9 protein-coding genes are annotated in these 13,143 nt (G+C 66.6%); 2 read left to right on the plus strand and 7 right to left on the minus strand.

Translation table 11 applies throughout. From position 1 onward, the window contains the following. Positions 1 to 1,226, minus strand: a 1,226-nt coding sequence (locus tag ON34_RS29605; protein ID WP_157172485.1) for an amino acid adenylation domain-containing protein, incomplete at its 3' end; no start/stop codon positions are given. Between the two features lie 275 nt (positions 1,227 to 1,501). Next, positions 1,502 to 4,405, minus strand: a complete 2,904-nt coding sequence (locus tag ON34_RS29610; RefSeq protein ID WP_040785847.1) for a UPF0182 family protein — start codon at positions 4,403 to 4,405, stop codon at positions 1,502 to 1,504. A gap of 248 nt (positions 4,406 to 4,653) precedes the next feature. Between ON34_RS29610 and ON34_RS29615 the strand changes: the two genes are divergently transcribed. Next, positions 4,654 to 6,600 (plus strand): glycoside hydrolase family 15 protein, encoded by a 1,947-nt coding sequence (locus ON34_RS29615; protein ID WP_051023314.1) that lies wholly within the window; start codon positions 4,654 to 4,656, stop codon positions 6,598 to 6,600. 9 nt (positions 6,601 to 6,609) lie between these two features. On the opposite strand, the gene ON34_RS29620 is transcribed toward ON34_RS29615, so the two are convergent. The 5 genes from ON34_RS29620 to ON34_RS29640 form a co-directional block, all read right to left on the minus strand. Next, positions 6,610 to 7,821: a NupC/NupG family nucleoside CNT transporter gene (locus tag ON34_RS29620; protein WP_040785912.1), complete on the minus strand. Its 1,212-nt coding sequence runs from the start codon at positions 7,819 to 7,821 to the stop codon at positions 6,610 to 6,612. Positions 7,822 to 7,964: 143 nt separating this feature from the next. After that, entirely contained in the window at positions 7,965 to 8,978 is a 1,014-nt protein-coding gene (locus ON34_RS29625) for an ABC transporter substrate-binding protein (RefSeq protein ID WP_040785849.1), read from the minus strand. 59 nt (positions 8,979 to 9,037) lie between these two features. Further along, entirely contained in the window at positions 9,038 to 9,925 is an 888-nt protein-coding gene (locus tag ON34_RS29630; protein WP_051023334.1) for an ABC transporter ATP-binding protein, read from the minus strand. Positions 9,926 to 10,194: 269 nt separating this feature from the next. Continuing rightward, complete coding sequence (locus tag ON34_RS29635; protein WP_245548258.1) at positions 10,195 to 11,283, minus strand: FecCD family ABC transporter permease; 1,089 nt, start codon at positions 11,281 to 11,283, stop codon at positions 10,195 to 10,197. Beyond that, on the minus strand, positions 11,280 to 12,335 hold the full coding sequence (locus ON34_RS29640) for a FecCD family ABC transporter permease (protein ID WP_245548259.1): 1,056 nt from the start codon (positions 12,333 to 12,335) through the stop codon (positions 11,280 to 11,282). The genes ON34_RS29635 and ON34_RS29640 overlap by 4 nt, the downstream gene beginning before the upstream one ends. A gap of 190 nt (positions 12,336 to 12,525) precedes the next feature. Here ON34_RS29640 and ON34_RS29645 point away from each other — a divergent pair, with 190 nt between their 5' ends. Further along, complete coding sequence (locus tag ON34_RS29645) at positions 12,526 to 13,104, plus strand: DUF2165 domain-containing protein (RefSeq protein WP_063821764.1); 579 nt, start codon at positions 12,526 to 12,528, stop codon at positions 13,102 to 13,104. Positions 13,105 to 13,143: the final 39 nt, after the last annotated feature.

Genomic DNA, 13,143 nt, shown 5'->3' on the forward strand with positions numbered 1-13,143 from the left:
CCCGTGCGATACATGCGCGCACCCGCACCGCCCGCCGCCTCGGCGAACGGATTGGCGACAAACCGCTCCGCGGTCAATCCGGGACGCCGAAGATACCCCTCGGCAAGCGCAGGCCCGGACAGATACAACTCACCGACCACGCCCGGCGGCACCAACCGCAACCGCGCGTCCAGCACATGCAGACCCATACCGGGAACCGGAGTGCCCAAATGCGTCGCGTCATCCCTGGACAACGGCTCGGTGCCGGTGGCGAAGATGGTGGTCTCGGTCGGCCCGTACACGATGTAGAACGACCGATCCCCACTCGCCCACCGCGCGACCAGTTCGGGGCCCACCCGCTCCCCACCACACAAAATCGCCCGCAGATCATCCAGCCCCGCCGGATCCAACGACTCCAACGCACCCGGAGTGATACACAGATGCGTCACCCGCTCCCGCCGCAACAAATCAGCCAACTCCACCCCCGCGAACACCGACGGCGGCGCCACCACCAACGTCGCGCCCGCCGAAAACGCCAGCAACATCTCGATCACCGAAAAATCGAAACTCGGCGTCGTCAAATGCGACACCCGCGACGCCCGCGTCACCCCACGCACCGCGATCTCATGCTCCACCAACGCCGCCAGACCGGCATGCGTGACCGCGACCCCCTTCGGCTTACCCGTCGACCCCGAGGTGTAGATCACATACGCCAAATGCTGCTCGGTCAGTGGGCGCAACCGATCCAGATACGACACCGAATGCGCCGCCTCCGCGGCGATCCGCTCCCGGCGCACCGGCGCATCCAGCTCGATCCACTCCACACCCGCACCCGGCAACCCCGGCCGATGCGCCCCGAGGGTCACACCCAGCACGACACCAGAATCCGACAGCATGTGCGCGATGCGATCCGCCGGATACCCAGGGTCCACCGGCACGTACGCGGCGCCGGTCTTCGCCACCGCCCACATCGCCAGCACCGACTCCACCGAACGGGTGATCGCCACCGCGACGAAATCGCCCGGACCCGCCCCCTGCCCGATCAGATACCGCGCCAACCGCGACGACGCCTCATCCAACTCCCGATAAGTCAGCTCACGCTGATCAGCGGGCTCACCGGTCGGGTTGTATCGCAGCGCGGCCGAATCGAACGCCGTGTCCACCGCGGCGGTCAGCAATTGGGGAAACAGCAGACTCCGTGCTCGTGAGGGACGGGTACGACGTGCGGAACGACGTGTCGAGGTCATACGGCGGCAAGTTCACTCTCTGCATCAATCAGTGTTCGCCCTGGCTATGGAGCCAGAAGCGATGCTTCAAATGCGTGAACCCATGACCCGAGCGTGCTGTCGGAATATAGCGAACGACGATCGCGTCCGCCCACCGAACCCGGGAAGGAGCACCCGGGGTACCCGTTCCGCGGGGCGATGAACAGTAGTTGTGATCAACGACATTCCACGGATCCCCCTGCGCGCACCTCGTGGTGACGGTCGAACGCCGCGCTGACCGACGGATGACGGCAGCGTCATCGACCGGAGCGTTCCAGGTCTTTCAACTGCTGTTGGAGCCGGTCCAGGGCCGCGCGGATGGCATCGATCTGCGCGTTGAGTTCGTCGATCTTCGCCTGATCCACCCCGGGCGGAGACTGCGCCGGTGGAGGTGCCGCCTGCGGTGGAGCCGCGGACTGCTGGCCCGGTGCGGGAGGAGCGGAGGGGCCCGCGCCCGGTGCGGTGGCGAGCTGGCCGGTACCGGGGCCGAACACTTGGTCGAGCGCCTCGGCGAGGGTCGGGGCGTACCCTACGCGGACGCCGCCGGTGCCGGGCTCGCGGTAGCTGACCAGGACCCGCGCCAGCTGCGGGAAAGTCGATGCGTTCGGCGTGGTGGAGATCCGCTCGGTGAACAGCGGCTCGACGTACAGCACGCCGCCGTCGGCGATCGGCAGGGTGAGCAGATTGCCGTATTGGATCCGGTTCGATCGCTCGAGCAGGGTCCGTTCGGACGCCACCCTGGTGTCGGAGATCATCGAGTTCTGGATCTGCTGCGGCCCCTGGGTGAGAGTGTCGGTGGGCAGCTGCAGGACGCTGATCTTGCCGTAGTTCTCCGGGTCGGAGTGGGCCGAGACGTAGGCGGAGAGGAATTCCCTGTTGTATCCGACCATCGCGCTGGCCAGCCGGAACGACGGCTGGGCGGTGGACTGGTCGCCGAGCAGGACGTAGAACGGCGGCTGGTGCGGGTTGGTTTCCACGGTCGGATCACTGGGCACCGACCAGAAAGCGTTGGTGGTGAAGAATTCTCGCGGTTCGTCCACGTGGTATCGGGCGAGCATCTCGCGTTGGACGGTGAACAGGTCCTCCGGGTAACGGAAGTGGGCCCGCAATTCCGCGCTGATCGACTCCTCGGGTTCGACCGTGCCCGGGAAGACCTTCATCCACGCCGCCAGGACCGGGTCCTGCCGGTCGACCTGATACAGGGTGACCGTGCCGTCATAGGCGTCGACGGTGGCCTTGATCGAATTCCGCACGTAGGAAATCTCCGGAGGCAGCTGGACATCGCTGTCCGGCTGCTCGGCTCCGAGCGAGCTGCGCTTGGCATACGGGTAGCCGTCGATCGTCGTGTACGCGTCGACGATCCACACGATCCGGCCGCCCACGACCGCCGGGTAGGGATTGTGGTCGGTCGTCAACCATGGAGCGACGAGTTCGACACGGTGACGCGGGTCGCGGTTGAAGATGATCTTCGATTCGGGACCGATGGCCTTCGAGAAGATGATGTTGCGCTCGGTGTAGGTCGCGGCGAAGGCGAGGCGGTTGAGCCAGTTCCCGATCGGGACGCCACCGGCGCCGGTGTAGGTGTACTTGGTGGTGTCGGTGTCGTACTCGCGCGGTTCGGTGCCGCCGCCGACGATCGCGTAGTCGGGACTAGCGTGGGCGATCACTTCGCCGTAATAGACGCGAGGCTGATCCACCGGGATCACTTGGTGTCCGGATGCCTGGGAGGCGATGTCGCTGACCGTGTAGAGCGGGTATCCGCTGTTGCTGCTGGCGGCATCGCCCGCGGCATCGCGGACCGCCGCGTTGACGCGGTTGGCCGGCGCGGCGACGAACCCGTTTCCGTGGGTGTAGACGGTGTGCCGATTGACCCAGTGGCGCTGGTTGCCGCTCAGCGCGCTGGGGGTCAGCTCGCGGGCCGCGACCACGTAGTCGCGCTTTTCCCCATCGATGCGGTAGCGATCCAGGTCCAGATGCGCGGGGAAGCTGTAGAAGTTCTTCAGCTGTTGCTGCTGGGTGAATGTTCGCGAGAGCGCGGTCGGATCGAGCAGGCGGGCGTTGGCGATCGTGGTGACGTCCGCCGGTACGTCGGGTGGGCGCTTGGTGCCGATCCCGGAGTAGGCCTGGTATTCGACGCGGTCGTGGCCGATCGCGTACGCCTGGCGGGTAGCCGCGATGTTGCGTTCGATGTAGGCGCGTTCCATGTCGGCGGCGTTCGGGCGCACCGAGAACTGCTCGACGGCCAGCGGCCAGACGGCGCCTACCAGGATCGAGGACAACAGCAGCAGCGCGGCGGCCATCGCGGGGATGCGCAGATCCCGGACGACGACGGCGGCGAAGACCGCGGCGGCGCAGATGACCGCGATCGCGAAGAGAATCAGCCGGGCCGGAAGCACCGCGTTGATGTCGGTGTACCCGGCTCCGGCGAAGGTGGGTTCCTTGCGACGGCTCGACAGCAGCGAGTATCGATCGAGCCAGTAGGCGGCTGCTTTCACGACGATGAACGTGCCGGCGATCACCGCGAGCTGGACGCGGGCCGCGTGGGTCAGACCGGGCGCGCTTCCGGACAGCCGCAACCCCCCGAACAGGTAGTGCGTCGCGAGCGCGGCCAGGAACGCGAGGATCGTGGCGGCGAACAGCCAGTTGACGACCAGCCGGTAGAGGGGCAGATCGAAGACGAAGAACCCGATGTCGAGTCCGAACTCAGGATCCGACACGCCGAAGGACCCGCCGTGCAGGAACAGTTGGACCGTCCTCCAACTGGACTGTGCGATGAGACCGGAGATGAGGCCGAGCGACGCCGCGATGCCCAACCCGAACCGCAGCGGCCGCCGGATCACCATCGCCCGATACGGCCGGAGACTGTCTTCTTCCCCGGTATCCGGCACGAAGACGGGGCGAGACCGGAATGCCAGCCACATCGCCGCGAACAGGACGCCACCGATGAACAACGCGATCACGAGGAACAGCGACAGACGCGTGAACAGCACCGTGGCCCAGACACCGCGGAAGCCGACTTCACCGAACCACAGCCAACTGACGTAGGCACCGATCAGGCGGGGAACGAACAGCAGCGACACGACGAACACCGTGGCGGCGACCACCAGCACCCGAGTGCTGCGATGCAACCGCCGCAGGCCGGGACCGTCGCGTGCGCTCATCTCCCACTCCTGTGGCTGCGCCGAGCCGAACGGTGTACGGCCGACGTGGACCACTCAGCCCGATACTACCGAGGGACCCCCGAGACCGTAGCGGACGCGGGGGTTGCCCATTCGACCTGCGAAATGATGGGCTTTGGGAAACGCCATACCACTCACTCCAGCTAGCAGTGGTCGAGAGAAGGCGGTTCACCAGGCGATCGCGTGGAATACCCAGCCAGAGTCAGCGCCGAGATGACGATGGAGCAACCATGGACGACGAGATCGAACGCACACCGCGGCTGACGGCGTTCCCGCCTATCGACGACTACGGTTTCCTCTCCGACTGCGAGGTCGCCGCCCTCATCGCTCCCAGCGGGGCCATCGAGTGGATGTGCCTGCCCCGCATGGACTCCCCCAGCGTCTTCGCCGCCGTCCTCGATCGTTCCGCCGGATCGTTCCGGTTCGCCCCTGCCGACTTCATGGTGCCCACCGATCGCCGGTACGTCCCGGGCACCATGGTCATGGAGACCACCTGGCGCAGCGGCGAAGGGTGGGCGACCGTGCGCGATGTGCTGCTCGTCGGCCCATGGCGCCACCAGACACCCGGACGTAGTGCCCATCGCCGGACCCCCACCGACTACGACGCCGAGCACATTCTGCTGCGGACGGTGCATTGCGAGACCGGGCAGATCCAGTTCGGGCTGGACTGCCACCCGTGCTTCGACTATGGCAGGCATCGCGCTCGCTGGGAGTACCTCGACAGCTACCACCTCGCGCAAGCCAGCGCCGATGGCATCGATTTGCAGCTGACGCTGAGCACCGACATGCGCTTGGGGCTGGAAGGAACGCACGCGGTCGCCCGCACGCTGCTGAAGGCGGGCGACACCCGCTTCTGCGCACTCTCCTGGGGCAGCCGGGAGATCCCCTGTTCCGTCGACGAGGCCGATGAACGGCTGCTGCGGACGATCCACCACTGGCGGCACTGGCTGGCCGGTGGACGGTTTCCGGACCATCCGTGGACAACCCAGCTCACCCGCAGCGCACTGACCCTCAAGGGCCTGACCTTCGCACCCACCGGCGCCATCGCCGCCGCAGCCACCACGTCATTGCCGGAAACCCCGGGCGGACAACGCAACTGGGATTATCGCTACTCATGGGTCCGCGACTCCGCCTTCGCGCTGTGGGGCCTGTACACGCTGGGCTTCACCTGGGAGGCGAACGACTTCTTCTCCTACATCCTCAGCTTGACCGAAGAAGCCCGGGACATGCAGATCGTGTACGGCATCGGCGGTGAAACCGACCTCACCGAGCAGACCCTCTCGCACCTGCGCGGCTACGACAATGCCGGTCCCGTGCGCATCGGCAACGAAGCATACCGGCAACGTCAGCACGATGTGTGGGGCACGGTGCTGGATTCGGTCTACCTCTATGGCCGCCACCAAGATCAAATCGATGCGCGGGCCTGGCCGCTGCTGGGCCGGGCCGTCAAGAGCGCCCTCACCTACTGGCGCGAGCCCGACCACGGCATCTGGGAAGTGCGCGGCAAGCCGCAGCACTTCACCTCCAGCAAAGTGATGTGCTGGGTTGCCGCCGATCGCGGCGCCCGGCTGGCCCGCATCCACCAGGACTTCGAACGCGCGCAGCGCTGGCAGCAGGCCGCCGACGAAATCCACGCCGACATCTGCACGCACGCCGTCGACTCCCGGCAGGTGTTCACCCAGTACTACGGCGGTACGGCGCTGGACGCGTCGGCCCTGCTCATCCCGCTGGTGCGTTTCCTGCCTCCCGATGACGAGCGGGTACGCAACACGGTGTTGGCCATCGCCGACGAACTGACCGAAGACGGCCTCGTCCTGCGCTACCGCGTCGATGAGACCGACGACGGATGCGCCGGGGAGGAAGGCGCTTTCACGATCTGCTCGTTCTGGTTGGTCTCGGCGCTGTCGGAGATCGGCGAGAAGAGACGAGCCAAACAGCTGTGCGAGCGACTGCTCGGCTACGCCAGCCCCCTCGGCCTCTACGCCGAGGAGATCGACCCCCGCACCGGCCGGCACTGGGGCAACTACCCCCAGGCGTTCACCCACCTCGCCCTGATCAACGCCGTGATGCACGTCATCCAGGACGAGCAAGCCGTCCTGCGGGAGGCGCTCGGCGGTGAATCGATCGCCCCACGACTGGGCGATGCGCCGTTCACCGTGGGATACATCCACCACTGACCTTTCGGTCTAACTCAGGAGTCCGACGATGGTGGCGGACAGAAAGCTGACCAGGGTGGCGCCGTAGAGCAGGCGGAGTCCGTTGCGGGCGATCACGGTGCCCTGTTTCTCGCTGAGGCTGCGAACCGCGCCGGTGACGATGGCGATGGTGGAGAAGTTCGCGAACGACACCAGATAGGTGGACACGATCGCGACGGTGCGGTCGGACAATCCCGTGTCTTGTCTGCTCAGTTCCTGCATGGCGACGACCTCGTTGGACACCAGCTTGGTGCCCATGAATCGGCCCGCGTCCGCCGCCTCCTGCCAGGGGATGCCGGTCAGCCAGGCCAGCGGGGCGAAGACGTGCCCCATCACATCCTGGAACGTGGTGCCATGGAAGAGGGCGGCGAAGATTCCGTTGATCATGGCCAGCAGGGCGATGAATCCGATCAGCATGGCCGCGACGGTGAAGGCGACTTTGAACCCGACCAGGATGTAGTCGGTGAGCATCTCGAAGAACGATTGCGGCTTGCGGCTGTCGGCGATTTCCTCGCTCAGCAGCTCGGCATCGTCGGCGGCGGTGACCGGGTAGGGATTGATCAGCGAGCACACCACGAACGCGCCGACCATGTTGAGCATGATGCCCGCGATCACGTACTTCGCGTCGATCAGCTGCATGTAGGCGCCGAGGACGGACGCCGAGACCGTCGACATCGCCGATGCGGCCAGGGTGTACATCCGCTGCGGCGGGATGTCGTCGAGCATGGCCCGCAGCGAGATGAATACCTCGGACTGACCGAGAATGGCGGCGGCGACCGCGTTGAACGATTCGATCTTGCCGAAGCCGCTCACCCACGACAGCAGCAGGCCGAGGTATTTGATGATCAGCGGCAGCACCCGCAGGTGCTGCAGGATGCCGATGAGGGCGGAGACGAACACGATCGGCATCAGGACCGCGAACAGGAACGCCGGTCCGCTCTCGCCCGTGGTGGGCAGGTCGCCGAACACGAACGCCGTCCCTTGGGCGGCGTAGCCGAGTATGTGGGCGAAAGTGTCGCTCACCGCGCGGATCACGGTGCGCCCGATCCCGGTTTTCAGCAGCAGGAAACCGAGCGCGATCTGGACGGCCAGCAGGACCGCGATCCGCGGCAGTCTACCGCAGGCGGCGCGGCGGTCGGTACTGGGCAACCATGCCAGCAGCAGGAAACACGCCAGCCCGGCGACTCCGATCAGATAATGCACGCGGACCTCGGAAACCCTGGCGTGCAACCGCTTTCACAAGCACCTCTCATGTCGGTCCATAGTGGGGTGTACCCAGAGCTGAGAAGCCCGGTCAGGGCTTTTCGCGCGGACGGAGGGCCTGCGGCGTCCCGGCGGCGGCGAGATCACCGTGCTGGCTGGGTGCCGGTGGCTTTGGCGACGTCGGCGAGCATCCGATCGGCGGCCTGCACACCGATACCGGACATCCAGGTCTCGTCGGGGACCTCGATGACCTTGCCGTTCTTCACCGCGGGCAGGTCGCGCCAGACCGGGCTGGTGGTGACGGCGTTCTTCTGGGTCTTGCCCGGATCGTCGATGGTGGCCACGAAGATCAGATCGGCGTCGGCCTGGTCGATCTGCTCCGGGCTGACTTCTTTCATGATCTTCTTCGGATCGTTCGAGATCTGTGACGCCGGGCGCGGCAATCCGATGTCGGCGAGCACCACGCCGCTGAAGGAGTTGCTCTGATACAACCGGGTCGGTCCGGCGAGGAAGCGGACGACCGACACGGTGGGCAGGCTGCCGTTGTGCTGGGCTTTGATGTCGGCGCCGAGCGCGCGAGCGCGGTCCTCGTATTTCTTCAGCGCGTCGGCGGCCTGCGATTCCAGACCGAGCGCCCTGCCGTGCAACGCCAGATTGGCCTTCCACGGGCCGCCGACGGTTTCGGTGAACACGGTGGGCGCGATCCCGGAGAGCTTGTCGTAGATCTTTTCGTGCCGGATCTTCGAGGACAGGATCAGATCCGGTTTCAGCGAGGCGATGCGTTCCAGATTCGGCTCTTGCAGCGGGCCGACATCGATCACCCCGTCCACCTTCCCCGCCAGATAGTCCGGGAATCCGCCACGGGTCTTCGTGTGCGGAACCACCGCCCCCAGCGGCTTGACACCCAGCAGAGTCACCGAGTCGAGTTCGGCCGTATCGAGCACCACCACACGCCGCGGCACCTGGGGAATCGTCACCTGGCCCATCACAGTGTCGACGGTGCGCGGGAAACTCGCCGGGTCGGCGGCCGACACCACCGAATCCATTGGCATGGAACCTGTTCCGCACGCGGTCAGGCCGGACATTCCGATGGCGGCCGCGACCAGCGCGACTGTGACGCGACCTGCTCGGCGCAGGCGGATTCGTCGGATGGACATGATGATCCTCGTCTCTCAGCCCGTCACTCCAGCGGAGTGGCGGTGTGGCCTTTTGGGTGTCAGGTCCGGAGGGTGGTGGATGCCGCGCGGGCGCTGCTATGGCGCGTGGCTCGGCTTCTCGGTATGACCAGTGGGGTGCCGGTCTCCGGGTCGGGAATCACCCGGCACTCGACACCGAAAACCGTGCGGACCAGGTCGGCGTCCAGCACCTCGGCAGGCGCACCCGCGGCGGCCAACCGCCCATCGTGCAGCACGACCAGGTGATCGGCGTAGCGGGCGGCCTGCCCCAGATCGTGCAACACCATGACCACAGTGCGCCCGGCGTCGGTGTGCAGTTCGGCGACCAGATCCAGCACATCGAGCTGGTGACGCAGATCCAGGAAAGTGGTCGGCTCATCCAGCAGCAACAGCTCGGTCTCCTGCGCCAACGCCAACGCGATCCACACCCGCTGCCGCTGCCCACCCGAAAGCCGATCGACCGGCTCATCCCGCAACACATCAGTCCCCGTGCGGCGCAACGCATTCTCCACCGCCGCCTGATCCACCGCCGACCACGGGCGCAGCATCCGCTGATGCGGATACCGACCCAACCGCACCAACGCTTCCACCGTGATCGCCTCCGGAGTGATCGGCTGCTGCGGCAACAGACCCAGCCGCAGCGCCACAGTTCGCGCGGACATACGGTGGATCTCCGCGCCGTCCAACGTGACGGTTCCACCGGACGGACGCAGCAACCGCGACAACCCCCGCAGCAGAGTCGATTTGCCGCAGGCGTTCGGTCCGACGATCGCGGTGATCGCACCACCGGGCAACTCCAGATCCAGCCCCTCGATCACGCCGCGCTCGCCGTAGCGCAGCGCGAGATCGTGCGTGGCCAGCACATTCCCGGTCCCCGCCTGACGCTTACCCGCAACGACACCCGCTGTGCCGGTCTTTCCCTCGCTCATGCGCTCCTCCGATGCGCCCGGCTGCTGCCCCTCACCCAACACCAGATCCTCGGTGGCGAGCACATTCCCGGCCCCGACCGCCTGACGTTCGGCCTGGCCCGCAACGACACCCGCTGTGCCGGAATCTGCCTCGCTCACGCGCTCCTCCGACGCGCCGGGCAGCCTCTCACCCAACACCAGATCCTCGGTGGCGAGCACATTCCCGGCCCCGACCGCCTGACGTTCGGCCTGGCCCGCAACGACACCGGGTGTGCCGGTCGTTCCCTCGCTCATGCGCTCCTCCGATAGGCCGGGCTGCCCTCACGCAGCAGAAGAAACAGCAGCCACGGCGCACCGACCGTGGCGGTGACCACGCCGACCGGCACCGCGACCGGCAGCAGATGCTGAGCCACCAGATCACAACCGACCAGCAACGTCGCGCCCAGCAGCCCCGTGACAGCCAGGCCCGCCGCGGTCGGCGGCCCCACCACCAGCCGCACCAGCTGCGGCACCGCCAACGCCACGAAAGCGATCGGCCCGCTCAACGCCGCCGCCAACGCCGCCAACACGACCGCGGTGACCAACAACCGCAACCGCGCCGAGGACACCGCGATTCCGAGCGCACCCGCCGACTCGTCACCGAGATCCAGCACCGCCAACGTCCGGTACTGCACCAATAGCGTCGCCAGCACCACCACCAACGCGATCGCGGCGCCCTGCACCTCCGTCCACGTGCGGCCGTAGAGGGAGCCCGCCGTCCACTGCATCGCCGATCCCGCCAGCTCTTTCGGGAAACGCACCACGATCAGGTTCACCGCGGCCGCCAACCCGGCCTGCACCGCCAACCCCACCAACACCAGACGACCGACCGGCAGCCCGGCCCGGCCCAGTACCCCCAACAACACCGCCGCGAACAGGCCCCCCGCCAACGCACCGAACGGAATCAACGTCTGCGCCGCACCCGCAGCCAACACCACCACCGCGCCGAGCGAAGCCCCACCGGTCACCCCCATCACATCCGGCGACGCCAGCGGGTTACGGAACAACCGTTGCAGCACCGCACCGGCCATCGCCAACCCCGCCCCCGCGATAACCCCGGCCACCACCCGCGGCGCACGGAACTGCTGGACGATATACACATCCCCGGCATCACCCAATCCAAGCGCGGCGCGAATCGCCGTCACCGCGGGCATGTCCACCTCACCGGAGGAGAGCGCGACCACCAGCAGGATCACCGCTACCCCACCACACCCGGCGCCGATCGATACGACACGGCGACGGCGCGCAGCGGTGACCGATCGAATCATGCTCCCCGAGAGGGTCTTCCGGGGACCGAACCGATCCTGCTCCTCCTGGGGTACCGAGACCTCGTTGCTCATCGACGCTCCGCCCGACGAGCGAGCACCGCCAACAGTCCCGCGCCGAGGAACGCCGTGACGATACCGGCCTCCACCTCCGACGGCCGAGCAATCAGCCGCCCCACGATATCGGCCGACAACAGCAACAACGGACCCGCCAGCAGACATCCGGGAATCACCAACCGATGATCACCACCCACCAGCAACCGCACCAGATGCGGCGCCGCCAAACCGATGAACCCGATCGGCCCCGCCACCGCCACCGCCGAACCGGCCAGCAACACCACCGCCACCATTCCCGCGAACCGAATCCGCGCCACCGGCACGCCCAGGGCCTGGGCCGAATCATCGCCGAGCGCAAGAGTATTCAACGCCGGACCGATCGCGAGACCGACGACCACCCCGATGGCCAACGTCGGCAGCATCGGCACCAGCACATCCAGATCCCGCCCCGCGATCGAACCAGCCAGCCAGAACCGCGCCTCATCCAGCGTCCGCTCACTCAACAACAACACCCCCGACGTCCACGACACCAACACCAACTGCAACACCGTGCCACCCAGCACCAAACGCACCGGATCCAAATCACCCGCCCGCCGCCCCAACACCAAACTGAACACCGCAGCCGCAGCCGCACCCACGAAAGCGAACCCCACATACTGCACCGGATGCGACAAACCCAACGCGTAAATAGCGGTAACCACAGCCAATCCAGCACCAGCATTGATACCCAGCGTGGTCGGCGCGGCCAACGGATTGCGAGTAATTCCCTGCACCACCGCACCAGCAAGCCCCAACGCAGCACCCACCACCACACCGATCACCGTCCGCGGCACCCGCAGACCAGTGACCACCAACCCGTCGCGGCCCCCTCCCCCACCGAGCAAAGCCTCCACCACCCTGGACACAGGCACCGACCGAGCCCCGAGCGCGAGACTGAACACCACACACAGCAGCAACACAGCAAACCCGATGAACAGCGCCGGTATTCGGCGCCACATCGAGGTGGTACGGGCCGTATCAGTGGAGGTCACGAGACGTGAGCTTAAGTTAGCCAGACCTAAATCTGTCAAACACGGCAACCTTCCCAACCGGTGCCGTCCAGGCGCTACCAGCCGCACGGTTCATATGTGCCCATAGCAACTCTCCCCCTAGCACCCAGCGGTAATCTCTACCGCGGCAATGGCGTTCATATCGGGATACCCCGAGACGTCGACGGCTACAGAGCCGGATATCGATGCCAGTCGACCTGAGGTAGGGCATATGAGGCACAGAGGTACAAGGTTTCTCGACGTCGTCGGCAGCCGGTGGATGGCGGTGGCGACGCTGGCCGCGATCACCGGGTTCTACTACCTGTTCGTCGCGGTCACCAACTGCGTGGACACCGACACCAACCGAAAAGGTGTCGCCGCCGTGCTGTCGATGAGGTCGACGATCCACAACTCGGGGACGGACTGGCGCGCGATCACGAACGGCAACGTCGCGCTCGTCGCCTACATCCTGATCGTGATCTGGGAGTTCTTGATCGCCTTCGTGCTGCTGGCCGCCGCGGCGGTGTGGGTCCGGGTGCTGACCGGACGGCCGCGCAGGCTTCGAGCGGGTATCGGCGTGGCGGTCAAGCTGTCGAGCCTGGGCTGGACCATGGCCGTGTTGCTGTTCGCGGGCGGGTTCCTCACCGTCGCCGGGGAATGGTTCCGCATGTGGGCCAACAAAGAGGTGAACGCGTCATCGGCTGCGCTGCAGAACTTTCTGATCGCCGCCGTCGGCTTGCTCCTCGTGCACCTGCCGCAATCGGCCACCCCGCAGGCCGCGCCCCCAGCACCGGATGTGTCCCAGCGCTAGCACGACAGCTGCCGCGAGGCTGACCGGTCGGCCCCTTTC

Origin of the sequence: Nocardia pneumoniae NBRC 100136, from assembly GCF_000308755.1 — a bacterium.
GTDB lineage: Bacteria > Actinomycetota > Actinomycetes > Mycobacteriales > Mycobacteriaceae > Nocardia > Nocardia pneumoniae.

Bases quoted from the DNA above. Each gene is read 5' to 3' on its own strand.
- ON34_RS29615 (WP_051023314.1), top strand. From the start codon at position 4,654: ATGGACGACGAGATCGAACGCACACCGCGGCTGACGGCGTTCCCGCCT.
- ON34_RS29625 (WP_040785849.1), bottom strand. From the start codon at position 8,978: ATGTCCATCCGACGAATCCGCCTGCGCCGAGCAGGTCGCGTCACAGTC.
- ON34_RS29635 (WP_245548258.1), bottom strand. From the start codon at position 11,283: ATGAGCAACGAGGTCTCGGTACCCCAGGAGGAGCAGGATCGGTTCGGT.
- ON34_RS29645 (WP_063821764.1), top strand. From the start codon at position 12,526: ATGAGGCACAGAGGTACAAGGTTTCTCGACGTCGTCGGCAGCCGGTGG.
- ON34_RS29630 (WP_051023334.1), bottom strand. From the start codon at position 9,925: ATGAGCGAGGGAAAGACCGGCACAGCGGGTGTCGTTGCGGGTAAGCGT.
- ON34_RS29610 (WP_040785847.1), bottom strand. From the start codon at position 4,405: ATGAGCGCACGCGACGGTCCCGGCCTGCGGCGGTTGCATCGCAGCACT.